This window comes from Priestia sp. D3YE.R1 (assembly GCF_049199565.1).
GTDB lineage: Bacteria > Bacillota > Bacilli > Bacillales > Bacillaceae_H > Priestia > Priestia aryabhattai.
Genome location: NZ_JBLTHW010000001.1, coordinates 337,098 through 362,465, shown reverse-complemented (window position 1 = coordinate 362,465; position 25,368 = coordinate 337,098). Strand labels below are relative to the sequence as shown.

The 25,368-nt window shown below is 38.4% G+C and carries 26 protein-coding genes; all 26 read right to left on the bottom strand.

Translation table 11 applies throughout. The annotated features are described in order from the left end of the window. Nucleotides 1-57: 57 nt before the first annotated feature. Nucleotides 58-1,197 (bottom strand): acyl-CoA dehydrogenase family protein, encoded by a 1,140-nt coding sequence (locus ACOZIR_RS01845; protein ID WP_328120127.1) that lies wholly within the window; start codon nt 1,195-1,197, stop codon nt 58-60. A gap of 381 nt (nt 1,198-1,578) precedes the next feature. After that, nucleotides 1,579-2,712, bottom strand: a complete 1,134-nt coding sequence (gene rpoD / locus ACOZIR_RS01840) for an RNA polymerase sigma factor RpoD (RefSeq protein WP_013059219.1) — start codon at nt 2,710-2,712, stop codon at nt 1,579-1,581. 65 nt (nt 2,713-2,777) lie between these two features. Beyond that, nucleotides 2,778-4,586, bottom strand: a complete 1,809-nt coding sequence (dnaG, locus tag ACOZIR_RS01835; RefSeq protein ID WP_328120126.1) for a DNA primase — start codon at nt 4,584-4,586, stop codon at nt 2,778-2,780. Nucleotides 4,587-4,627: 41 nt separating this feature from the next. Beyond that, nucleotides 4,628-5,098 (bottom strand): YaiI/YqxD family protein, encoded by a 471-nt coding sequence (locus ACOZIR_RS01830; protein WP_028411643.1) that lies wholly within the window; start codon nt 5,096-5,098, stop codon nt 4,628-4,630. A 311-nt stretch (nt 5,099-5,409) separates the two neighbouring features. Further along, nucleotides 5,410-6,213 (bottom strand): pyruvate, water dikinase regulatory protein, encoded by an 804-nt coding sequence (locus ACOZIR_RS01825; RefSeq protein ID WP_013059222.1) that lies wholly within the window; start codon nt 6,211-6,213, stop codon nt 5,410-5,412. A gap of 33 nt (nt 6,214-6,246) precedes the next feature. Continuing rightward, nucleotides 6,247-6,885, bottom strand: a complete 639-nt coding sequence (locus ACOZIR_RS01820) for a helix-turn-helix transcriptional regulator (protein WP_025750542.1) — start codon at nt 6,883-6,885, stop codon at nt 6,247-6,249. A gap of 258 nt (nt 6,886-7,143) precedes the next feature. Then, nucleotides 7,144-7,908 (bottom strand): DNA repair protein RecO, encoded by a 765-nt coding sequence (recO, locus tag ACOZIR_RS01815; protein ID WP_045292077.1) that lies wholly within the window; start codon nt 7,906-7,908, stop codon nt 7,144-7,146. Between the two features lie 27 nt (nt 7,909-7,935). Further along, nucleotides 7,936-8,079: a YqzL family protein gene (locus ACOZIR_RS01810; protein WP_014458193.1), complete on the bottom strand. Its 144-nt coding sequence runs from the start codon at nt 8,077-8,079 to the stop codon at nt 7,936-7,938. Nucleotides 8,080-8,234: 155 nt separating this feature from the next. After that, nucleotides 8,235-9,140 carry a GTPase Era gene (gene era, locus ACOZIR_RS01805; protein ID WP_013059225.1) on the bottom strand — a complete coding sequence of 302 codons (906 nt, stop codon included), beginning with the start codon at nt 9,138-9,140 and terminating at the stop codon, nt 8,235-8,237. Next, entirely contained in the window at nt 9,133-9,531 is a 399-nt protein-coding gene (locus ACOZIR_RS01800) for a cytidine deaminase (RefSeq protein ID WP_013059226.1), read from the bottom strand. Before ACOZIR_RS01800 ends, era begins: the two co-directional genes overlap by 8 nt. Before the next feature lie 91 nt (nt 9,532-9,622). After that, nucleotides 9,623-9,994, bottom strand: coding sequence for a diacylglycerol kinase family protein (locus ACOZIR_RS01795; RefSeq protein WP_016765589.1), 372 nt, complete (start codon nt 9,992-9,994; stop codon nt 9,623-9,625). Then, entirely contained in the window at nt 9,978-10,448 is a 471-nt protein-coding gene (gene ybeY, locus ACOZIR_RS01790; RefSeq protein WP_013085050.1) for an rRNA maturation RNase YbeY, read from the bottom strand. Before ybeY ends, ACOZIR_RS01795 begins: the two co-directional genes overlap by 17 nt. Further along, a complete protein-coding gene (locus ACOZIR_RS01785) occupies nt 10,445-12,553 on the bottom strand; it encodes an HD family phosphohydrolase (RefSeq protein WP_415382821.1) in 2,109 nt (702 codons plus the stop codon). Before ACOZIR_RS01785 ends, ybeY begins: the two co-directional genes overlap by 4 nt. A 63-nt stretch (nt 12,554-12,616) precedes the next feature. Further along, nucleotides 12,617-13,591, bottom strand: a complete 975-nt coding sequence (locus ACOZIR_RS01780; protein ID WP_045292080.1) for a PhoH family protein — start codon at nt 13,589-13,591, stop codon at nt 12,617-12,619. Between the two features lie 3 nt (nt 13,592-13,594). Beyond that, the gene (gene yqfD, locus ACOZIR_RS01775) at nt 13,595-14,782 is read right to left on the bottom strand and encodes a sporulation protein YqfD (protein WP_028411649.1); all 1,188 of its coding nucleotides are present in this window, start codon (nt 14,780-14,782) and stop codon (nt 13,595-13,597) included. A 16-nt stretch (nt 14,783-14,798) separates the two neighbouring features. After that, nucleotides 14,799-15,083 carry a sporulation protein YqfC gene (yqfC, locus tag ACOZIR_RS01770; protein WP_013059232.1) on the bottom strand — a complete coding sequence of 95 codons (285 nt, stop codon included), beginning with the start codon at nt 15,081-15,083 and terminating at the stop codon, nt 14,799-14,801. Between the two features lie 59 nt (nt 15,084-15,142). Next, the gene (locus tag ACOZIR_RS01765) at nt 15,143-15,604 is read right to left on the bottom strand and encodes a hypothetical protein (RefSeq protein WP_071270579.1); all 462 of its coding nucleotides are present in this window, start codon (nt 15,602-15,604) and stop codon (nt 15,143-15,145) included. A 31-nt stretch (nt 15,605-15,635) separates the two neighbouring features. Further along, on the bottom strand, nt 15,636-16,619 hold the full coding sequence (gene floA, locus ACOZIR_RS01760) for a flotillin-like protein FloA (RefSeq protein WP_013059234.1): 984 nt from the start codon (nt 16,617-16,619) through the stop codon (nt 15,636-15,638). Beyond that, on the bottom strand, nt 16,619-17,950 hold the full coding sequence (locus ACOZIR_RS01755) for an NfeD family protein (protein WP_328120125.1): 1,332 nt from the start codon (nt 17,948-17,950) through the stop codon (nt 16,619-16,621). The genes floA and ACOZIR_RS01755 overlap by 1 nt, the downstream gene beginning before the upstream one ends. Before the next feature lie 178 nt (nt 17,951-18,128). After that, on the bottom strand, nt 18,129-18,572 hold the full coding sequence (locus ACOZIR_RS01750) for a GatB/YqeY domain-containing protein (protein WP_013059236.1): 444 nt from the start codon (nt 18,570-18,572) through the stop codon (nt 18,129-18,131). Nucleotides 18,573-18,587: 15 nt separating this feature from the next. After that, nucleotides 18,588-18,761 (bottom strand): 30S ribosomal protein S21, encoded by a 174-nt coding sequence (rpsU, locus tag ACOZIR_RS01745; protein WP_013059237.1) that lies wholly within the window; start codon nt 18,759-18,761, stop codon nt 18,588-18,590. A gap of 226 nt (nt 18,762-18,987) precedes the next feature. Continuing rightward, nucleotides 18,988-20,346, bottom strand: coding sequence for a tRNA (N(6)-L-threonylcarbamoyladenosine(37)-C(2))-methylthiotransferase MtaB (gene mtaB, locus ACOZIR_RS01740; RefSeq protein ID WP_045292083.1), 1,359 nt, complete (start codon nt 20,344-20,346; stop codon nt 18,988-18,990). Nucleotides 20,347-20,351: 5 nt separating this feature from the next. Further along, nucleotides 20,352-21,104: a 16S rRNA (uracil(1498)-N(3))-methyltransferase gene (locus ACOZIR_RS01735; RefSeq protein WP_045292084.1), complete on the bottom strand. Its 753-nt coding sequence runs from the start codon at nt 21,102-21,104 to the stop codon at nt 20,352-20,354. Nucleotides 21,105-21,123: 19 nt separating this feature from the next. Further along, nucleotides 21,124-22,065, bottom strand: a complete 942-nt coding sequence (gene prmA / locus ACOZIR_RS01730; protein ID WP_028411654.1) for a 50S ribosomal protein L11 methyltransferase — start codon at nt 22,063-22,065, stop codon at nt 21,124-21,126. 117 nt (nt 22,066-22,182) lie between these two features. Then, nucleotides 22,183-23,313 (bottom strand): molecular chaperone DnaJ, encoded by a 1,131-nt coding sequence (dnaJ, locus tag ACOZIR_RS01725; protein WP_013059241.1) that lies wholly within the window; start codon nt 23,311-23,313, stop codon nt 22,183-22,185. A gap of 235 nt (nt 23,314-23,548) precedes the next feature. After that, a complete protein-coding gene (dnaK, locus tag ACOZIR_RS01720) occupies nt 23,549-25,366 on the bottom strand; it encodes a molecular chaperone DnaK (protein ID WP_013059242.1) in 1,818 nt (605 codons plus the stop codon). Nucleotides 25,367-25,368: the final 2 nt, after the last annotated feature.

The window sequence follows — 25,368 nt, the reverse complement described above, 5'->3', positions numbered from 1 at the left end:
ATGCTCATAAGTGAAAGGGTTTTATTTACATAATTAACTAATTTCTTATTGCGTATCTTAACAGCCAATTTGCCTTGCAATAACCGAGCGCTGAATTTCTGAAGTTCCTTCTCCAATTTCTAAAAGCTTGGCATCTCGTAGATACCGCTCCACGTGATACTCCTTCATGTAGCCGTATCCTCCATGAATCTGAACAGCTTGACTGGCTACTTCCATACAAATTTCAGAAGCATACAGTTTACACATAGCTGCTTCTTTCGTAAATGGCTTTCCTTGGTCTTTTAACCACGCTGCTTTATATACCATATTTCTTGCTAACTCGATTTTCATCGCCATATCAGCTAATTTAAACTGAATCGCTTGAAACGATGAAATAGCTTTCCCAAATTGCTTTCTTTCCTGCGCATATGACAGTGCTTTTTCATACGCAGCTTGAGCGATTCCAACGGCCATTGCTCCAATTCCAATCCTTCCCCCGTCAAGCGTCATTAGAAATTGTTTGAAACCTTCTCCTCTTACACCGAGTAAATTCTCTTCAGGCACTTCAACATCCTCTAAAACAAGTTCAGTTGTATTTGAAGCATGTAGACCCATTTTCTCGTAATTGTCTATTACAGTAAAACCTCGAGCTTCTGTAGGCACGATAACAGCTGAGATTTCTTTTTTCCCTTCTGTACGATTTGTAACAGCTGTTAAAGCTAAAAACTTTGCATAGCTGGCATTCGTAATATAGCATTTACTTCCATTAATCCTAAATGTCCCATCCTTCAACACTGCTTCGGTCTCCGTTCCCCCCGCATCACTTCCTGCGTTCGGTTCGGTTAAACCAAACGCTCCAAAAGATTCCCCGGAGCATAAAGCAGGTAGGTACTGTTCTTTTTGCTCCTTTGTTCCAAATAAATAAATAGGTGCCCCCCCGAGCGAAACATGAGCTGAGTATGTAATTCCTGTAGAGCCACAAGCTTTACTTAACTCCTCTACGACAATAGCAAAACTAACCGTATCTGCTCCTCCGCCTCCGTATTCTTCAGGAAAAGGAAGACCCATTACACCAAGCTCACTTAGCTTTTTAAAAACCTCAAGCGGAAATTGCTTACTTCGATCGCGCTCTAATGCATTCGGTGCTACTTCTGCCTCTGAAAACTCTCTGAGCGTTCGTTGAATCATCTTTTGTTCATTGGTTAATTCAAAATTCATTTTTATTCCCCCTAAAAAAATGTATACGCTTACATTATTTAATTATAATTCATTTTTGTAAATTTTCTCAACTTTTAAAACGTTTTAATTTTTTCATGTTATAATAGAAGAATACTAATCAAAGCATGAATAAAATGATAGCGATTCCATTTTTCGGATGTTTAAAAGGAATTTGAACAGCTTATGTTCTATAACAAAAGAATATAAAGGAGCATTTGCAAAACGAAGGACAATTCAGTAAAATATATGAAAGAAGAAAAGTTGGTAAAAAAATCAATATACTTCTTCAAAATGCGTTTTTATGAAATTTATTCCACAAAAATAGATAGCCCCTTTCCTCAAGGAAAGAAGCTATCTCATAAGCGCTATTTACGCTTTTATCTATTCTAAGAAATCTTTTAAACGTTTGCTGCGGCTAGGGTGACGAAGCTTACGAAGCGCTTTAGCTTCAATTTGACGAATACGCTCACGCGTTACGCCAAATACTTTTCCTACTTCTTCAAGTGTACGCGTACGTCCATCGTCCAGACCAAAGCGGAGTCTAAGAACATTTTCTTCGCGATCTGTTAACGTATCAAGGACGTCTTCTAACTGCTCTTTTAATAATTCATACGCAGCATGTTCAGAAGGTGATGTTGCATCTTGGTCTTCAATGAAGTCACCTAAATGAGAGTCATCTTCCTCACCAATTGGTGTTTCAAGAGAAACCGGCTCTTGGGCAATTTTTAAGATTTCACGAACTTTTTCTGGTGTTAAGTCCATATCTTCTGCAATTTCTTCAGGAGATGGTTCGCGACCTAAATCTTGTAGAAGCTGACGTTGAACACGAATTAGCTTGTTAATCGTTTCAACCATATGAACGGGAATACGAATCGTTCTTGCTTGGTCAGCAATTGCACGAGTAATGGCTTGACGAATCCACCATGTCGCATACGTACTGAATTTATAACCTTTGCGATAATCAAATTTTTCTACCGCTTTAATAAGGCCCATGTTTCCTTCTTGAATTAAATCAAGAAACAGCATACCGCGCCCGACATAGCGTTTAGCGATACTTACAACAAGACGTAAGTTTGCTTCAGCAAGACGACGTTTCGCTTCTTCATCGCCTTCTTCAATACGTTTTGCTAAATTGATTTCTTCCTCTGCCGACAATAAGTCAACGCGTCCGATTTCTTTTAAGTACATACGAACTGGATCATTAATTTTCACACCAGGAGGTACACTTAAATCATTTAAATCAAACTCTTCTTCTTTTGACAGTTCTTGAATATCGGGATCGGCATCGTCATCATTTGCTTCAGATTCACTCATTACTTCAACACCTTGTTCTCCAAGGTATTCATAATATTCATCCATTTGATCGGATTCAATTTCGAAGTTCGCCATACGCTCTGCAATTTCTTCGTATGTGAGCACACCACGTTTTTTTCCGATTTCGGTCAATTGATCTTTTACTTGTTCAATTGTTAAATCTGAATCAAGTTGTTTTGATTGAGCTGATTTTTCAGCCATCAGATCCCCTCCTTCCAAAATTTTAAGGAAAACCTTCTAAAAGTGGGACTAATACGCAACATCGTTTATTTTAACGTTTTTTTTAACTGTAAAATTTCCATTGCTATTGTCGCAGCTTTTAAATAATCTTTTTGACGCTCTGCTTCTTGCTTTTCTGCTTCTTTTTTTTCTATCGCTACCATTTGTGGATAAATCAATATCGTTTGGATATAATCATTCAAAGCTTGCTCCGACAATTCATCATTGATTGACATCATCGCCAATTCTGAAGCTAGACTAGACAACGAAGACTCGGGCAACCGTTCGATAAATCCGCTCGGATTAGGCTCGTGTCCTTCCTCGTAATAAGCATACAAATATAGAACAAGCGCACGATGTTCCTCAACATTGAACTGACCTTGAAGTCGGTCTTGAATTCTAAATGCTACATCCTTATCTTTCAACATATGAGCGATTAAAAAGCGTTCTGCATTTTGATAAGCCGGTAATAAGCTTCTCTTTACGACTGGTTGTCTATTTATATTATTTCGATTTGGAGAATCATTATCCTTTTTCTTTTTTTCAGTTCGATACACTTGATACTGCTGTTCTTTAAGCGCATCTAATGAAATGGAAAACTCTTGTGCCAATTGGCGTAAATAATGATCTCTCTCTACAGCTTTCGTAAGGAGGCTTATTTCTTTCAAAACGTCTTCAATGTATTGCATACGTTCAGATTCATTTTGTAGATTTCGTTTTCGGCGGAGATACCTCATTTGAAATGCCATAAAGGTCAAGCTGCTATTAATAACATCATTTTGAAACTTCTCTGCCCCGTATTCTTTAATATAATCATCCGGGTCATAACCATCCGGCATCACAGCAATCTTAACGGTACAACCCACATTTGTTAAGATAGCAGTTGCTTTGTGCGCTGCTTCAATTCCGGCAGAATCTGCATCATAGCAAATGATAACGGACTCTACATTTCGGCGAATAATCTTAGCTTGTTCTTCGGTTAAGGCAGTTCCCATTGTTGCAATTGCGTTTGGGCACCCCGCTTTAACAGCTGAAATAACATCTGCAAATCCTTCAAATAAAATAACCTGCTGATTTTTGCGTATATGTTTTTTAGCGCGGTGAAAGTTGTAGAGTGTGCGACTTTTGTTAAAAATAGAAGTTTCGGGACTGTTTAAATATTTAGGCTGCCCTTTTATCTCTTTTAGCAGGCGCCCTGAAAATGCAATTGTTTTGCCTTGCAAGTCAGCAATAGGAAACATAATTCGATCACGAAAACGATCAAAGTACGTTTCATCTTGGTTGCGTTTAATGATTAAACCTGCATGTTCCATCTCTTGCGGATTAAACCCACGTTTTGTTAAGAACTTACTTACAAATTCCCACGAATCTAAAGCAAAACCTATCTCAAATTCATCGATAATTTCTCGCGAAAACCCTCGATTTATTAAATAATCATAAGCATCTTGGCCTTCTTTTGTATTTACCAATAAATGATGGTAAAATTTCTTTAAAAGCTCGTGTGCTTCAATCATTTTATTGCTAGGCTTTTGATTATCTTCTTCATGAGGATGTATCTCATGTTCGAAAGGAATATCTCCTTTTTCAGCAAGCTGCTGAGCTGCTTCCGTGAAGGACAGTCCTTCTAATTCCATTATGAATGAAAATGAATTCCCTCCTGCACCGCATCCAAAGCAATGATAAATTTGTTTATCAGGCGATACTGAAAAAGATGGTGTGCTTTCCCCATGAAACGGACAGAGTCCAAAATAATTGCGCCCTTGTTTTTTTAGTTGTACATAATCGCTTATGACGTCGACAATATCTACTGAATGCCGAATACGGTCGATTACTTCATCAGGAATTCGATTTGCCATAGTAACAGCTCCGTATTTCATATAATATTCTTCACTAAGTGCTAAATTCCTGCAAGTTTCGACAACATTTTTTCAAAAGCTTGAATGAAATGCTGGCGATCTTCTTCACTAAATGCCTTTGGGCCTTTAGTATGACGCCCTGACCGTCGCTCTTTTGCAGAAACATAGCGAAAGAAAAGCACCGTATTCATTTCGTCGTCATTATAGTACTTTCCACGAGGAGACAGTGCGTAAACCCCTCTACTTACTAACATGCTTGCTAAGCCAGTATCTTGAGTTACGACAATATCCTGCTTGGCTGCGTGATTTAAAATATATAAATCTGCGGCTTCCTTTTCTGCATCCACATAGACCCATTTTCCTGGTGTAGGATTTGTTTGCATGTGAGCATAGGAAGCAACAAACACAAGCTCGATGTCATATGTATGTGTAAGTTCAACGATTTCTGCTTTAACAGGGCATGCATCAGCATCGACAAAAACTTTACTTTTTCTTTTACTATAACTCTGTATTCTACATCCCTCCAGAGATTCCTTCTAACAATTTGTTATTTCCTGTAGATGGCATTTGTCGAATACTTTTTTCGATTTTGACTTGACTTTTATATAAATAGTTTATTCGTTCTTAACAAAGTCTAAACCTAAAACTATTCTTTTTTATCACAATTTTTTATTATAATATAAACAACCTATATTTTCTATACAAAAGTCACTTGTTTTTAAAAGTTCTGTCATATTCATCTTTGGTATATTTTCTTAGGCTTACAGCATACAAACATAAGAAAGCAATCTCCTTTATGTCACGCACGGAGGAGGTCCATCTTTTATTTCTTTTTGATGGTATTGAGAATGATACCAGCTGTTTCTTCTACGGCTCTGTTGGATACGTCAACCACTTCACAGCCAATCTTATCTACAATCCCTTGGAAAAATTCAAGTTCTTCTTTAATACGACCAATATTAGCATAAATTGCTTTATCGTTTAGACCAAGAGACTTTAAACGCTCTTTACGAATATCGTTTAATTTTTCGGGACTAATAGTAAGCCCTATACACTTTTCAGGTGATACGTGAAACAGCTCTTCTGGTGGATCTACCTCAGGTACAATCGGAACATTGGCTACTTTCAAACGCTTGTGTGCTAAAAATTGAGAAAGAGGTGTTTTAGACGTCCTTGATACACCGATTAATACGATATCCGCTCTAAGAATTCCTCTCGGGTCACGCCCATCATCATATTTCACTGCAAATTCAATCGCTTCTACTTTCTTAAAATAATCTTCGTCTAATTTTCTAGCCATACCAGGCTCATAGCGAGGAGAAAGTTGATAAGAAGATTGAATTTTATCAATTAAAGGTCCAATAATATCAAATACCTCTACCCCGTTCTTAGACGCTTCTTGAATTAAAAATTCTCTCATTTCGGGCTTTACTAACGTAAAGCCAATAATAGCGTTGTTCATCTTTGCTACTGAAACCACTTCTGAAAGTGTTGCGATGTCCTCTACGTAAGGTACTCTTTTAATTACAAAGTCTGTCATATTGAACTGACTTGAGGCAGCCTTTACAACTAGTTCAGCTGTCTCACCTACAGAATCCGAAATGACATAAAGACATGGGTTGTTCATATTTTGTGCATCCCCTTTTTAATCCTTTTTCACTTATAATACTTCATCATTTGCTAATGCTACTAGTAATTTTGTAATATTTGTTTTGGTAATGCGTCCCACCACTTCAAAATTGCCGTCTCCCTCTTTAATAACGGGCATAGCATCAATCTGTTTTTCAATTAAAATCTTAGCAATATCAATTAACAAATCTTCGCGATAGCAATATGTAATGTTGGGCATTCTCGTCATGATAATATGAACAGGAATAGATGTTAGCTCTTGCTTTCCAATACTCGCGCGCAATAAATCTTTACGCGACAGTACTCCCACTAGCTGAGATTTCTCATCCACTACAAAAAGGGTCCCCACGTCTTCTAGAAACATTGTACAAATAGCATCATATACCGACACATTTTCGTTCACGACTACCGGGATAGACTGATATTCTTGCACCTGTATTTTTTTTATTTTATCTGTAAGAAGCTGTGCTCCTGTTTTACCTGTGTAAAAGTAACCTACGCGGGGTCGCGCTTCTAAATAGCCGGCCATTGTTAAAATAGCAAGGTCGGGTCTTAGCGTTGCCCGAGTAAGACTAAGCTGATCTGCAATATGTTCGCCTGTAATAGGGCCTTCATCTTTCACAATTTGTAAAATTTGTTCTTGTCGTTTATTCAGTTCGATTGTACTCACCACCTAATCATTAAATGTGACATACTATTTATAAAACATTATATACTTTTTAAGCAAAAGTAAAAGCTATAACTTATTAATTTTAGCATTTTATCTTTTTAGAATGCCGTTTATTTTACCACGGCTTCTCAAAAAAAGCAGACATTACGCTTACAAAAAGTGAAACTACCTCTTTGCTCCACAGTAAAAAGGGTGTCCCCTACATACTACGAGGCACCCTAGCGACAGCAATTCCTTGCATATCACTGATTATCTTTTCTATTTCTCATCAGAGAGCGAGTGTTTTAAAGACTCCATCTGATTCAAAAACCGCTTTGTTTTTAAAAACAATCCCGAATATTCTTCGTAATATTGATCAATTACAAATTTTAGTTGTTTTTTTGTTTCGGGCTTAACAGAAATAGAACCTAACCGCTTTAAATCGATGTAATAAAATAGCCTTAATAGTTTAACCGTCATCGGACTAATTTTCAAATGATAAGGATCTTTTTCTAAGCATCGATGACAAATAAACCCGCCTTCTCGAATGGAAAAATGAAATGTTCCTTCACCTTGATGACAGACTGCACATTCATTTAATGTAGGATGAAGGCCTAGAACGTTTAACATTTTCATTTCATAAATAAATGTTAAGATCTCTGCATCATACTCTTCGTTCATATAATGAATGGTTTGGTGCAGCAGTTCAAATAGAAATGGATTTGGTTTATTGTTCTCAGTAGCTTTATCTGTTAATTCAAGAATATAAGAAGCATACGCTGTTGTGAAGATATCTTCGCGTATGCTTCTCATAGATGAGATAACTTCTCCTTGATGGAGAGTACCCATTCCTGAACCTGCTTGTATAAAAAAGTATCCATACGTAAATAATTGTGTGACGGAAGCTAAGCGACTACTGGGCTTTTTTGCCCCTCTTGCCATAAGACCCACTTTTCCGAGTTCACGTGAATAAATGGTGACAATTTTATTTGATTCACCGTAATCATTCGTTCGAATGACAATTCCTTCACACTTTTTAAACAATCATCATCACCGCCATCTTACAGAAGGCTAAGACAAGGGAGAATTGAGACTTTCGCTGTTGTCCTCATATGTTTCGGGTCTTTCTTTCACTTCATTTTCAAGTTCCTTAAAAATGAGATAAGTATCAATGCTACCTGTTTGTGAAAAAATGTTCCAAGTAAAATTCAACATAGAACTCCCACCTTTCTAACCATAAAGATCAGATACATATTTCAATTCCTTATGTTTAGAATAGCCTTCCGACGTAAAATCATGTAACACAATTTTTTACAAATTACCTTCTTTTATGAAGGGATATAAATCGACGCAAACAAGAACTCAAATGATTAATATTCGTCTTCTCTAAATCCAAAGTCACGGAGATGCGACGCTCGGTTCCGCCAATCTTTTTGCACTTTTACCCATAGTTCTAAAAATACTTTTGAACCTAAAAGGGCTTCAATGTCTGCTCTTGCTTTTCTTCCTACCTCTTTTAACATCTTTCCTTGCTTTCCAATTACGATGCCTTTTTGTGAATCTCTTTCGACGATAATTGTAGCCCCGACGTAAACAGCGCCATTATCTCGTCTTTGCATAGAATCCATCACAACGGCAATAGAATGAGGTATTTCTTCCCTCGTTGCATGCAGCACTTTTTCACGAATTAATTCCGTAATAATAAAGCGCTCTGGATGATCTGTTACCTGATCTGCCGGGTAATATTGCGGACCTTCCGGCAATCGCTGCTTGATTTGATCAAGCAAACGCTCCACGTTATTTCCTTGTAAAGCTGAAATTGGCACAATTTCAGCAAAAGGATATAAGTCTTTATAGTTCGTGATAATTGAAAACAATTCGTCTGGATGAATTTCATCAATTTTATTAATCACAAGGAAAACAGGCGTTTTTGTATCCTTTAAACGCTCGATAATAAATTCATCGCCTCGACCTAAGCCTTCTGTTGCGTTAATCATAAATAAAATTAAATCTACTTCTTTAAGCGTATTTTGCGCTACCTTCATCATAAAGTCGCCTAATTTATGCTTTGGTTTATGAATTCCTGGTGTATCAATAAACACAATTTGCGCCTGATCTTCCGTGTATACACCCTGAATTTTATTTCTAGTTGTTTGCGGTTTGTCACTCATAATCGCAATCTTTTGACCAATTACTCGGTTCAAAAAAGTTGATTTCCCTACGTTTGGTCTTCCAATAATTGAAACAAAACCTGACTTAAATTCATTATTACTCATGTAAATCCTCCGATGAAAATGCTCCTGGAAGTAATTCTTCCACAGTTAGTTCTTGTATGTCATTTTTTAAATTGGTTAATATAACTTTCATTTCTTTTGGACAAAGCTCAGAGATTACTTGTCTGCATGCTCCACACGGAGAAACAGGACGATCAGTATCAGCTACTACAGCAAGTGCTGCATACTCTTTATCTCCTTCTGAATAAGCTTTAAATAAAGCCGTACGCTCAGCACAATTGCACATGCTATAAGCTGCATTTTCAATATTGCAGCCGCGATAAACCTTTCCATCTTTCGTCAATAAAGCTGCACCAACTTTAAATTTTGAATACGGTACATAAGCCATTTCACGAGCTTTTTTCGCCTCATCAATCAGTCCGGTCTTATCCATTTATTCGCTCTCCTTTTGCGCTTCTACATGTCTTTTAACTTGTCCTTTTTTATTATACCACGGGGGTGTAAAGAACCAAAAAGAATCCTTTTTAAAACAAATACTTTAAGAAAATAATTCCTCCTATAAGGACAGCAAAACACGCATAGACCAACACCGCGGCTGCGGCTGCATCTTTTGCGTGTTTTGCTAGTATGTGATATTCAGGAGAAACTAAATCGACAACTTTTTCAACCGCTGTATTCATTAACTCTAAGCTGAACATGCCTGCAATCAGAAGCAGCACAACCGTCCATTCACCAGCTGTAATTGACAGCACGGCGCCCAAGAGAAGGACGATGAAAGAAGCTGCTACGTGAATTTGCATATTTCTCTGTGTTTTACAAACATAGAGAAACCCTTCTATTGCATAACCAAAGCTACTGACAACTTTAGCTATCCCTTTTTTATCGCGAGAGTCCATATTGTTCTAAAATATCTTTTTGACGTGTAAACATCTCTTTTTCATCTTCTGATGTTTCATGGTCATATCCAAGCAAGTGCAAGAAACCGTGAACCGTTAAGAAGCCTAGCTCCCTCATAAACGAGTGGTTGTATTCTTCTGCTTGCTCATGAGCTTTTGGAATCGAAATGACAATGTCCCCTAGGACTCTTGGCATCTCATCTCCGATAATTTGCATTTCATCTTCGCCCATTTCTTCTAGCGCAAACGATATTACATCCGTTGGCTGATTTTTATGGCGGTATTGATGATTGATTTCTTGAATTCGATCATTATCCACAAATGTAACGGATACTTCTGCATCCTCTTGCAGATTTTCATATATAGCAGCGGCTTCAAGCAGCTGCTCAAGCTCTTTTTGCTGCTCTTTACTCACTTCGTTTGTTTCATCAATAAAATCAATAACTAAACTCATACCTTCACCTTCTCTTTTTTTATCTCTGGATATTCAATTCGGGAATGAAAAATCCCATTTAAAGTTTCACATAGTGCTTGGCGAATTAACTCTAGCTCTTTGAGCGTTACGTTACACTCGCTAAGCTGCTCATCCTGCAAGCGATCTTTAATAATATTTCGCACCAAGTTCTCAATCTTTTCCGGAGTTGGATTGGACATTGACCTTACGGCTGCTTCTACACTATCAGCTATGCAAATAACCGCTGCTTCTTTTGACTGAGGCTTTGGTCCAGGATAGCGATATTCTTTTTCATCAATTTTTTCTTCTGTTTGTTCAAGTGCCTTATGATAGAAAAACTTAAGCAGGGTCGTTCCGTGATGCTGCTCTGCAATATCTACAATCTCTTTTGGAAACTTGTGATTTCGCAAAATGGTAGCTCCATCTGTAGCATGTGCGATTATAATATTTTTACTAGTCTTCGGACTTAGTTTATCATGCGGATTGGTAATATTCATTTGATTTTCAATAAAATACTGCGGTCGCTTCGTTTTACCAATATCGTGGTAATAAGCCCCCACTCTCGCTAATAAACCATTAGCTCCTATCGTTTCGCACGCCGCTTCAGATAAGTTTGCCACCATTACACTGTGATGATACGTTCCCGGTGTTTCGGTTAAAATTTTACGTAATAGCGGATGATTAGGACTCGATAATTCAATCAGCTTCATCGTAGATAAAATGCCAAATCCACTTTCAAAAAACGGAAGCAAACCTATAGCTAAAACGGAAGCAATAACACCAGATGCAATTGACATCATGCTGTAATAGCCAAGCTCTACAGTACCAATTTGGCCATTTTTAATAAAAATAATAGCAAAGCTAATAATTACGTTTACCATGGCCACAAATAGACCTGCCTGCAAAATCCGTGAACGCCTGTGCTGCCTGCTTAAAAATAAAATAGCAGCAATATTGCTAATTAAAAAGTAGATCCCAATGTTCATATTAAACGAGGTTGTCAATTCACCATTAAAAATAATACTTCCACAAATAGCAAATACAATGCTTGATAAAATAGCAATGCGTTCATCCATTAAAATTCGAATCAGCAAACCTCCCACCGCAACCGGGGCTAAGAAACCAATTTCCGATAAATCAATTTGCTGAAACAAGCTTAAGATTTTCATGAGGCCAATCGTAATGGTTGCTACCAATACGTACAACAGCAAGGGCTGATATGTCTTGGTGTGAAATTCACGCAAATAGTAAATGAGGCCGGCTATCATCATCACAATCAGCAAAGCTAATCCCGCAAAAGGCTGAATAGATCCTTTGTTATTCAACAATCCCGCGAGCTGGAGCTGACGATATATATCAGGATTAATAAGCTGATTTTCTTCTACAATAATCTGGCCTTGTTTGATTCGAACAGGCTCCACTTTTTCCACAGCTGCTTGACGGTTTTCAGCTGTTTTTTTGGGATCATAAATCACATTTGGAATAATAGCAAATTTCGCAATGGCATTCATTGAATCCTTTAGGGAGTTGCTGACATTGGTGTAAACAAGCTGACCTTCTACCTGGTCTTTTTTCTCTTCTACATCGCTAATCTTCACTTGATCTTTCATCACATGATGAACGGCTGTGACTACAGCGTCTTTCGCAATCGATAAATCACTGTTAGAAGACTGAAGAAGCTGCTTAATGGTATCCTTTGGCAAGTTTTTTTGAATATCTTCAGGAAGCTTGTCCTCTAGCATTTTTTGTTTAGTTTTTAATACGGCATCGATACTGTCATCTTCATGATCTTCTTTTTCATATTCTGTATTAACTTCCATCATCGCATCAAAAATAGATGCAACAAGATCGACTTGGTTCTGTGCGTATTCTGTTTTTTGTGTATACACATCTTCAACGGCTTGTTCTGCCTCTGCCCGTTTTCTCTCTGTGCTCTCTTTATCTTCAATGGTAACGGGTGAGTAAATGGTTTGCGGGGAAATAGACAGTAGTCTAAGATCTAATTCCTGCGGCTTTACATTGCTATACATAGACGCAAACATCATTATACCTAACAAGGCATATAACCCAATTTGAATTAACCGTAATCGCTCGATCTGTGCCATTGTTTGCTTGATTATCCGAAACGTTGACACAAACGTACCCCCTTTTACAAAAAATAGACCCTATTAAGAAAGGGTCTTTTGGTCAGCGTGTTCGTACGCTTGAATGATGCGTCCCACAAGTGGATGGCGCACAACATCTGACTGTTCTAGATGAACAAACGAAATACCTTTAACATTGGTCAGGATTTTCGAGACAGCCGCTAGACCAGACTGAGCTCCTTTTGGTAAATCAATTTGTGAAATATCTCCTGTAATCACCATTTTAGACCCAAATCCTAGTCGTGTTAAAAACATCTTCATTTGCGCCATCGTGGTGTTTTGTGCTTCGTCTAAGATAACAAACGCATCATCTAATGTACGACCTCGCATATAAGCAAGGGGTGCTATTTCAATAACTCCGCGTTCGATTAGGCGTTGCGTATGTTCTGTTCCTAATACATCATGTAATGCATCGTACAGAGGCCGCAAATACGGATCTACTTTTTCTTTCAAATCTCCTGGCAAGAAGCCAAGACTTTCACCTGCTTCAACAGCAGGACGTGTTAAAATAATACGCTGTACGTGACCATTTTTAAGAGCATTAACAGCCATGACAACGGCTAAATACGTTTTACCCGTACCAGCAGGCCCAATTCCAAATACCAAATCATTTTTCTTAATAGCAGAAATGTATTGACTTTGTCCTAATGTCTTAACACGAATAGTCTTACCTTTTACATTTTTACCAATCTCTTCTTCATATACATCTTCAAAAAACTCAAGAGAATTTTTCTTAGCTAATTGAATCGCATACACAACATCTCGTTCAGATATGGAAATATTTTTTCGGATAATGTTCAGTAACTTTTTAAGCATTTCTTCCACTAGCTGAACATTTTCTGTACTTCCGGAGACTACAACAGTCTCACCTCTTGAAATGATCGAGACCTGCATTTCTTCTTCAATTCGCTTTAAATTCGCATCTTGTACGCCAAATAATGAAATGGCTTCGTTTGAATCATCAAGTTGTACGTTAATTGTTACTAGCTGTTCTGACATTCATCAATCTCCTTGAATAATTGGTTGAGTGTTCGCAATATTTTCTATAACTTGGTAATGTATTGATAATCTAACTTTACCATTGTCCTGTTCTTGGTGCAAAACTTTTTCACCTTTTATTTTAGCATCCTCACCTAAAGTTGATAGTAATTTTTTTCGACCGATTTCCAAAGCTTTTTCCACCGCCTCTTGTTTAGAATAGACGCGCTGCGAGTTCTGTTCTTCTCGTACAGCAACTTTCTCATACGACAGAGGTAATTTCCATTTAAAAAAATAGAGTGGATGCTCCACTTTTTCTGTCACCTTTGAGCCGTATTTCTCTTTGTTAAAAGCCCAAAGAGGCATTTTAAAAGCTTGAAAATCTAAATAGTGCTTCGTATATCCATTACCCGTTAATACCTGAAAATCAGTTTTTAAAGGCACTTCCACCTCAGACTTATACCATGTCTCACCGTAGACTTTCCCTTTAGCAGCTACTACTTTTTTATTTTTTTCGTTTCCAATAATACCGGAAACTAAGACCTCGCCTTCATTGACAAAATCATTAACCTTGACTAAAGGTTGTCCTTTTTCGACAAACAAATTCGTAATAATGGCTTTCTTTTTAGCAATTAAATGTTGGTAAGGTGTTTTTTGCTGAGGCTTGGGCTCATTTTTTTCAACCACTTGGAAGTGATAAGAAGTGCCGCGCACTTCTACTCCCACCCAGGTAATATTGTTCATATTATCCGTTAAATAGCGCTGAATTTTTTCAGGACTCTCTAACAGAAATTGAAACTCTCCTCTTTTTACACCTATTTTGGCTAGCTGCTTAGTCATTTGATGTTCTGTTTGTGGTTCTGCACCGCTAATTTCCACTTTCCACACCATGTTGGAAAGCAAACCAAGAATAATAAAAAAAGAAAGAAAACCTAAAGCAAACCCACTATTTTTGATCACTCGTTTTGTTAAAAAAGGAAAACCTCGGCCTCTTATAAAATAAATTTTACAGTCTGCGTTGCGAATTAGTATACGAATTTTCTTTACATCTTTCAATAATATCGTTGCTGTCGCTAGCTGACCGTCAACTTTATGGACATTCGAAATCATAATCTGTTGTCTCACACAATTATTTAAAAAACGTTCAATTCCTTTTCCAACAATTCGAATACGTACGGTACCAATAACAAAGTTTGTCCATCCATTCTTCATTTTTTTCCTCCTTGTGTTATTGTTCTAAATAAAGAACTTGATTGATTTTACCTTCTAAAACCAGTTCTTCCGGCAGTATTACTTTAATGACCAGTCCTTCACCTCGAATTAACATTTGTCCCTGTTTTAGTAACACGCGTATTTCAGTATCAGAAAAGGCTAATAAACCTTTATGATTTTCAATATAAATGTGTATTTGTCCAACTAACGTAATACGGGGAAGATCCATTAATACATCAGCGGGTAGTTCCATTGTTTTTGTCATCCATCTTTTCATTTGGTGTCTCCACTTTTTGCTCATAAAAAGAACCCCCTTTCATCTCATGTTTATGAGAAAGGGGGTTAATGTATCACATCTATTTATCGTTTATATTTACGTTGTTTCGATTTTGGCGGCCCTAGAATTTCGGACCATATCACTCCTTGAACAGCTTCTTTACGAGAAATGGGCTGAAAAACGTTTTTCTCACCCGTGATTTTTGGTTTTTCAACTGTGATTTTCTTTTGAATAGACGGTTCATGATACGAACGGTTTTTCAGCTCTTCCAGTTTTCCTTGCAAAGGATTTGTTTCTGCTGAAGGAACAGTTTCCGGCTCCATACGAGCTGTTTTTGGCTCTTCTTTGACAGGACGATATCTAGGTCTTTCCCGCCTTGAAGGATTGTTTACAGGAGGCATAGGAGCTCTTTTAGAACGCTGCTGCTCTTCCTCTTTTGACTGAGCCATAAAACGCTGCACAACATTAAAAATAATCCCTCCAATGATGACAAAAATGAAAGCATTATTAATAATTAGTTTAATAAGCGTTTCAACAATATTCATTAGGAGAAAACCTCCTTGTTAAACTGATTCATTATTTCTCATCGTCTTCTTTAGACATTTTTCCAATTGAATCACGCATATCCGTATCAGCAGTCAAGTTTTGAATATTCATATAATCCATGACGCCAATATTGCCAGAGCGCAGTGCTTCTGCCATCGCTAATGGTACTTCTGCTTCTGCTTCTACTACTTTTGCACGCATTTCTTCTACTTTTGCACGCATTTCTTGTTCTTGAGCAACGGCCATAGCGCGACGTTCTTCGGCTTTTGCTTGTGCAATATTTTTGTCTGCTTCCGCCTGGTCTGTTTGAAGAACTGCCCCAATATTTTTACCAATATCGATATCAGCAATATCGATGGATAAGATTTCAAATGCTGTTCCGGAATCCAACCCTTTTCCTAAAACTGTTTGAGAAATCATATCAGGATTTTCCAATACTTTTTTGTGATCTTTTTGTGAACCGATTGTAGAAACAATCCCCTCGCCAACACGGGCAATAATCGTTTCTTCTCCAGCTCCCCCTACTAGTCGATCAATGTTTGCACGAACGGTAATTCGAGCTTTTGCTTTGACTTCGATTCCATCCATAGCCACCCCTGCAATAAAAGGTGTTTCAATAACTTTTGGATTAACGCTCATTTGTACAGCTTCTAGCACATCACGGCCCGCTAAGTCGATAGCTGCTCCGCGCTCAAATGTTAACTCAATATTTGCTCTGTGCGCTGCAATCAACGCATTTACCACGCGGTCAACGTTACCGCCTGCTAAATAGTGGCTTTCTAACTGATTAATGGTAATGCCTAAACCTGCTTTACTTGCTTTAATTAACGGGTTCACAACGCGAGATGGTATCACTCGACGAAGTCTCATTCCGACCAATGTGAAAATACTAATACGAACGCCTGCTGCTAATGCTGAGATCCATAGCATAATCGGTACAAAAGTGAAAAAAACAGCTAAAGCAATAATTGCTAGACCAATAACTACAAAAAACAATACGCTACCTACTTCCATTAATTAAGGTCCTCCTTTTTCAAAGGCTCTGTGAGCTTCCGCACCACAACCCTTGATCCCTCTACTTTTATAATATTTACTAACACATCTTTGTCTAAATATCCGCCTTCAGTGACTACATCCACATACTCTTCATCGATGAGCACGGTACCTGAAGGACGCAGCGGTGTTGTTGTTTTACCTTGCTTTCCTATTAATTCATAACGATTTTGATTCGATACATAACCAGATTCGGTATTAAGTGAATCATTAAGCACCATTTTTTTGAAAGGTGTAAGCTTTCTTTTAAAAAATTTCATCATCACAAACGCACCTCCCAGTGCCACCACTATTGCAATTACAAGAGAAATTCCCATTTCGATATTATTATCTGTTGACATAAAAAAACTTAAAATGATAGCTCCAAGCCCTAGCAGTCCTAAAACTCCGCCTGGTACTACAATCTCTAACAGAAGCAGTATAATTCCTGCTATAAATAAAACGAGGGCTTCCATTCCTGCTAATCCTGCTACCATATGACCATAGAAAAATAAAAGAAGTGAAGCGACTCCAATAGAGCCCGCAATACCAAATGAAGGCGCAAACAATTCAATTACAATTCCTAAAGCACCAATGGATAATAAAATGGGAACAACAAGCGGATGGGTAAGAAAACGAGCAATTTGTTCACTTACACTCATTTTTGCATACGTCAGTTTAGCATCTTCATAGCCAAGTACGCTCAGGAGATCATCTAAATTTTTTACAGTTCCTTCTGAATAACCAACTTGCTCGGCTTGCTTCGGAGTGAGCGTCAGCAATTCGTTTCCTTTTAAGTTGAGCTCAGGTATTACCATCTTTGTGTTTGCCATCGCTTCTGCATATTTAGGGTTTCGGTTATTTTGTTCTGCTGCGCTCTTCATAGCAGATAACCAATAAGACTGAGCTTTTTTTCCTGCTGCATTTCCCTGTTGGTCAATCACAGCTGCCGATCCCATTGTAGAACCGGGTGTCATATAAATTTGATCGGCGTTAAGTGCAATATACGCTCCGGCTGATAATGCTTTTTTATCGACAAAAGCAGCGGTAGGAATAGGTGTTGAGGTTAAGCTTTTAGCTATTTCAGAAGCTGCATCTACAGCTCCTCCAGGAGTATCTATGTCCAATATAATCAAATCTGCACCGTCATTTTCCGCATCTTCAATGGATCTGTTTAAAAAAGAAAGCAATCCATTTTCTACCGTTTTATTGACAGGAATAACGTGTACGCGCTTCACGTCAGCGGTGCTAATAGTGGGGAATAACCCAGTGGCTAAAATAAGAAAGCACGCGAAAGAAAATAAGGTTTTCACCGAATACACTTCCCTCCTTCCATAGATAGTATGAGTATGTACCTGTATATACGAATAACTTTAACAATAGTTTCAAATTTTTTAAAATTTATCTATTTTCTTCTTTACACTAGAAAAACAAAACATAAGTTCGATTATTATCCATATAAAAAACACCTTACACAAGGTAAGGTGTTTTTTATGATAAGTGTTGAAGGACAAGCTTATTAACAAGAGAGCCATCCGCTTTGCCTTTTACTTTCGGCATAAGCGCTCCCATAACTTTCCCCATATCAGCTTTAGAGGAAGACTGCGTTTCTTCAATCGTCGTTTTAATAATTTCAGATAACTCTTCTTCGGTTAGCTGTTTAGGAGCGTAAACTTCTAAAACCGCTAATTCAGAATGAATTTTATCAACAAGATCTTGACGACCTGCTTTCTCAAATTCATGGAGGGAGTCTTTACGTTGTTTGAATTCGCGAGAAATAACCGTCAACTCGTCTGCTTCAGTTAGGTCAGTCCCTAACTTAATGGCTTCGTTTTGAAGAGATGCTTTGACCATACGAATGACCCCAAGCTTCTCTTTCTCTTTGTTTTTCATCGCTTGTTTCATATCACTATTTAAACGCTCGAGAAGACTCATAAATCCACCCTCTTATTAGAACTTGCGTTTTCTAGCAGCTTCAGATTTCTTCTTACGCTTTACGCTAGGCTTTTCATAGAATTCGCGCTTTCTTGCTTCTTGTAACGTACCAGTTTTTGAAACTGAACGTTTGAAGCGACGAAGAGCATCTTCAAGCGATTCGTTTTTACGAACAACTGTTCTTGACATTCTAATTCCCTCCCTCCGAACAAAACCACTAACATCATAATGAAATGACATGTTAGACATGTCTTTTGCAATTATAATATAATGATTCCTTAAGGTCAACCGCTTTACATAAAGTAATGCAGTTATTCCCCCTTTATTTTATGAACTTTCTTGATAAAACATTACTCGCTCAGCTGTTTTATACGTATGAAAAAAGCTGCGTAAACACGCAGCTTTCCAATAAGTGTTATGAGCTCATTTTCACCTGATCTTGAAGATGAACCTCATCTAGCACGCGAACAAACTCACCTTCATTATAAGGATATCCAGCTTTTGTAATTTTAACTTTTACAAGCTTTCCAACCATTTCTTCCGAAGCTTTAAACACTACCTTTAAGTAGTTATCGGTATATCCTACGTATAAACCACTTTCAGGGTCTTCTTTATATTTTTCTTCCGGAATTACTTCCAGTACTTCTCCTTCAAACGTTGAAGCATATTCTTTTGCCAATTGATTTGAAAGTTCGATTAAACGATGCACACGTTGATTTTTTACTTCTTCATCAATTTGGTCGGTCATACGAGCTGCTGGCGTACCTGTACGTTTAGAATACGGGAATACGTGAAGCTCTGAAAAACCGTGCTCTTTAATAAAGTTATACGTCTCCATAAACTCTTCTTCTGTCTCACCTGGGAACCCGACAATCACATCTGATGTAATCGCTAATCCAGGAAGAGCTTCTTTCAGACGGTTTAAGCGCTCACCAAAGAACTCCATTGTATACTTACGACGCATGCGCTTCAATACCGTATTTGAACCTGATTGAAGAGGAATATGCAAATGACGTACAACCATTTCTGACTGATCTAGTACCTCTATCACTTCGTCCGTAATTTGGCTTGCCTCGATTGACGAAATACGAATACGTTTTAGTCCTTTTACTTGAGATTCTAAATCGCGAAGAAGCTGGGCAAGATTGTAATCTTTCATGTCTTCTCCGTATCCGCCAGTGTGAATACCTGTTAACACGATTTCTTTATAGCCCGCATCCACTAGCTGCTGTGCTTGTGCTACTACTTCTTTAGGATCACGAGATCGCATTAAACCGCGCGCCCATGGAATAATACAGAATGTACAGAAGTTGTTACAGCCTTCTTGAATTTTTAACGAAGCACGCGTACGGTCTGTAAATGCCGGTACATCTAGCTCTTCATATACGCGTGTTTTCATAATGTTTCCTACACCGTTAATCGGCTGACGCTCTTTTTTAAATTGTTCAATATAATCAAGCATCTTAACACGATCTTGTGTACCTACTACGATATCAACGCCAGGAATTGCCATAATTTCAGCTGGCGAAGTTTGAGCATAACACCCCGTTACACAAATAACCGCATCTGGATTTTTTCGCACAGCTCTGCGAATAACTTGACGGCTTTTTTTGTCTCCTGTATTTGTTACCGTACATGTATTAATTACATATACATCGGCAGTTTGTTCATATTCAACACGCTCATAGCCTTGGCCTTTGAACAATTGCCAAATTGCTTCTGTTTCATAGTGATTTACTTTACACCCTAGCGTGTGAAAAGCAACTGTTGACATAATCGTCACCTCATTAACTCAGTTTGATAAGATATAGCAGACAGCGCATATAAAGGAGCTGTTTCTGCTCGTAAAATCCGCGGACCAAATCCGCTTATTGTAAATTCATTTTCTTCTAATACTTCTACTTCCTGCTCGGTCAAACCACCTTCAGGGCCTACAACCACAAGCACGGAATTGCCGGGTTTTAAAGCTGAAAGAACAGCGTGCAGATGAGATGTTTCTCCTTGCTTTGCTCTTTCTTCATAGGCTACAACTTTATGAGTATAGTCACCGCTAATTTCTACTAGTTTTTTAAAAGAAATTGGGGCTTCTACTGCTGGTACAATCGTACGATGAGATTGTTCTGCAGCCTCTTTAGCAATCTTGTTCCAGCGATCTAATTTTTTTTGACTCTTTTTATCATCCCATTTAACAACTGAACGAGCCGCAATAAAAGGGATAAACCTATACGCCCCAAGTTCTGTCCCTTTTTGGATAATAAGCTCGAGCTTATCCCCTTTAGGCAGACCGTTCACAATTGTAACATGGACTGGAAGCTCTTTTTCTTCGCTTATCCATTCTATAATAGATGCTTTCACTTCGTTAGCGGAAATATTTTCAATTTCACACAAAGCAGCTTGCCCCTGTTCATTACAGGCAATAAACTGTGATCCTTCATTCATTCTCATGACGCGTGAGATATGATGGGCATCATCTTGTGTCACTGTGACACTTTGCTCTTGAAATTGATCATTTGGCAGAAAATAACGTTGCATCTTGACACCTTCTCACTTGTTAAGCTTGTTTTTGCGCAATAATTGCTACCCAGTCTTCCATAAGCGTTACTTCTTGAATAACAAAGCCCGCTCCCGTTAACGCTTTTTTGACATCTTCTTTTTTCGCACTAATAATACCTGATGTAATGAACATGCCTCCTGGCTTTAATACCTTTGCAGCATCGTCTACAAAACGAACGATTACCTCAGCTAGAATATTCGCCACAACAATGTCAACCGGTCCTTCTATACCTTGCAATAAGTTGTTTTGACCTACTGTTACGATATTTCCAACTTGATTCAGTTCAATATTTTCGCGGGCAGAACGTACGGCTACTTCATCAAGATCTAGAGCTTGTACATTACTTGCTCCTAACAGAGCTGCGCCAATACTTAGCACTCCTGAACCTGTACCTACGTCGATAACGGTATCTCCTGCTTTCACTGTTCTTTCCAATGCTTGAAGAGACATAACCGTCGTTGGATGCGTACCTGTACCAAAAGCCATTCCGGGATCAAGCTCGATAATCAATTCATCTGTGCTTACTTTTTCATAGTTTTCCCAAGTTGGTACAATCGTAAAACGCTCTGAAATTTTCACGGGGTGGTAATATTTTTTCCAAGCTGTGGCCCACTCTTCCTCGTTCACTTCACTGATCGTAACTTTGTTAGCTCCTAAATCAAAGTCGTAAACAAGCAGTCCATTAATTTCTTTTTTGATACCATCCACAGTTTCTGCTAAAAAGCTGTTAACTGGAAGGTATGCTTTAATCACTACACCTTCCTCTGGGTAGTCTTCTACGTTTAAATCATAGATTTCACCAAAAGTTGTATCTCTGTCCTTCACTAAATCAGCAGGATCTTCAATAACTACCCCGCTAGCTCCTGATTCATGTAAAATATGAGAGATGGGTTCAATTGCTTCTTGCGCTGTATGAATACAAATTTCAGACCATTTCATTGCTACCAACTTCATCCTTTCTGCCTTCAGTAATATAGAATTTTAAATATGAACATGACAGATGACAGGTTGGCAAAGTACCTTTACCAACCTGTCTCTGTTTACTATGAAAGACAATTATTCTCCTTTAATTGCTCGTTTTACTTTTGCAAAAAAGGAATCATGCTGCTCATCAACGGCTTCTTGACCGCTCAGTTCAGCGAACTCACGCAATAATTGTTTTTGTTTTTCTGATATTTTTGTTGGCGTTACAACGCGAACGTGAATATGCTGATCTCCTTGACCATACCCTCGTACGTTTGCCACACCTTTTCCTTTTAAACGGAATTTCGTCCCCGTTTGTGTACCAGCAGGAATCTTCAGCTTCACCTTGCCGTGTAGAGTTGGTACTTCTACTTCATCACCTAGCGCTGCCTGAGCAAACGTTAAAGGCATTTCGCAGTAGATATCGTCTCCATCACGTTCAAAGAATTCATGAGTGCGCACGTGGAACACTACGTATAAATCTCCCGGAGGACCACCATTTACCCCTGGTTCTCCTTGAGCACTAACGCGCAGCTGTTGACCATCATCTACACCAGCTGGAATTTTAACATTAATTTTACGTCGTTTTGTTACTTTACCGTCACCGTGGCACGTTGCACATTTGTCTTTAATGATTTTTCCCGTACCATTACAATGATGGCACGCACGTCGATTTACCACGCGGCCAAACGGCGTGTTTTGTTCAACGTTTAACTGACCTGAACCATTACAGTGCGAACATGTATCAACTTTTGTTCCAGGTTTTGCACCTGAACCGTGACATGTTTCACACGTTTCTTCACGTGGAATTTCAATTGTTGTTTCTTTTCCGAAAACAGCTTCTTCAAAAGAAAGTGTCATCGTATATTGTAAATCGGCACCTTGTCTCGGAGCATTAGGGTCACGTCTGCGACCACCACCACCAAAGATTGAGCTGAAAATATCTTCAAAGCCGAAGCCGCCAAAGTCTGAGCCGCCTCCACCAAAGCCGCCAAAGCCTTGATTTGGATCAGTATGACCAAATTGATCGTATTGTGCTTTTTTTTGGTCATCACTCAATACTTCATATGCTTCTTTTACTTCTTTAAATTTGTCAGCAGCATCTTCCGCTTTGTTAATATCTGGATGATATTGTTTAGAAAGCTTGCGGTATGCTTTTTTTATTTCATCTTTTGTAGCGCTCTTACTGATACCGAGTACTTCATAGTAATCTCGCTTACTCATCAATACTCACTCCCGAATCGTTTCACATAAACGTAATTGTATCATTATTAATAATTCCATAGCAACATAAAAGTTACTTTCTATTGCTCCCGTGCACGCAGAGAGCCAAGAGAAAAACTTTCCCTTTCGCTTTTCCACGTTAAAAAAGTCAAAGCCAAGAAATAAGCTTGACTTTGACTTTTTAAAAAGATGTGAATCGCACCATGGCGTCATTCACGTTAGTCGTCAAGATGCATTATTTTTTGTCGTCGTTTACTTCTTCAAACTCTGCATCTACAACATCATCATTTTGAGCGCCTTGTTCACCTGCTTGCTGAGCTTGTTGAGCTTGCTCATACAATTTTACAGTTAACGCTTGAACGATTTCTTGAAGTTCATCTTTTTTCGCTTTGATTTCTTCAAGGTCATTCTTTTCAATCGCAGCTTTTAAAGCATCTTTTGCTTCGTTAGCTTTTGTTACTTCAGCTTCTTCTACTTTTCCTTCAAGATCTTTTAATGTTTTTTCAGTAGTGAACACTAATTGATCTGCTTCGTTGCGTAGTTCCACTTCTTCTTTACGTTGCTTATCAGCATCTGCGTTTTCTTCCGCTTCTTTTACCATGCGGTCGATTTCGTCATCTGATAAACCAGTTGAAGATTTAATTGTAATAGCCTGCTCTTTGTTTGTACCTAAATCTTTTGCACGAACGTTTACGATACCGTTCTTATCAATATCGAATGATACTTCGATTTGAGGTACTCCGCGTGGTGCAGGAGGAATGTCTGTTAATTGGAAACGTCCTAGCGTTTTGTTGTCTGCAGACATTGGGCGCTCACCTTGAAGAACGTGAATATCTACAGCCGTTTGGCTATCTGCAGCCGTTGAGAATACTTGTGATTTACTTGTTGGAATTGTCGTATTACGCTCAATTAGCTTTGTAAATACGCCACCCATTGTTTCGATACCTAGTGATAAAGGCGTTACGTCTAGTAATACAACGTCTTTTACATCACCAGTTAATACGCCACCTTGAATTGCTGCACCAAGTGCAACTACTTCATCAGGATTTACACCTTTATGAGGATCTTGACCAGTTTCTTTTTTGATTGCATCTTGTACGGCTGGGATACGAGTTGAACCACCAACTAAGATTACTTTATCAAGTTCGCTTGCAGAAAGACCTGCATCTTTTAAAGCTTGACGCACAGGAGCCATTGTACGCTCTACAAGACCTGCTGATAACTCGTCAAATTTAGCACGTGATAAAGATACCTCTAAGTGAAGAGGACCAGCTTCTCCAGCAGTGATAAATGGTAAAGAAATTTGTGTAGATGTTACGCCTGATAAATCTTTTTTCGCTTTTTCAGCCGCATCCTTTAAACGTTGAAGCGCCATTTTATCTTTGCTTAAATCAACGCCGTTTTCTTTTTTGAATTCAGCTACTAAATAGTCGATGATTACTTGGTCAAAGTCGTCACCACCAAGGCGGTTGTCACCTGCAGTTGCGCGAACTTCAAATACGCCGTCGCCAAGTTCTAGAATAGATACGTCAAACGTACCGCCACCAAGGTCATAAACTAAAACTGTTTGATCTTCATCTGTTTTTTCTAATCCGTATGCAAGTGCTGCTGCAGTAGGCTCGTTAATAATACGCTCTACTTCTAAACCAGCAATTTTACCAGCATCTTTTGTTGCTTGACGCTCAGCATCATTAAAGTAAGCAGGAACTGTGATAACAGCTTTTGTTACAGGCTCACCTAAATACTCTTCAGCATAACCTTTTAAATGTTGAAGAATGATAGCTGACATTTCTTGAGGCGTGTATTGCTTGCCTTCAGCTTCCACCTTATGGTCTGTACCCATATGACGTTTAACTGAAATAATTGTGTTAGGATTTGTAATAGCTTGACGTTTCGCTACTTCCCCAACTTGACGCTCACCGTTTTTGAATGCCACAACTGATGGCGTTGTACGGTTTCCTTCTGGATTTGGAATTACTTTTGGTTCGCCGCCTTCTAATACAGCAACACAAGAGTTAGTTGTACCTAAATCGATACCAATGATCTTACTCATTG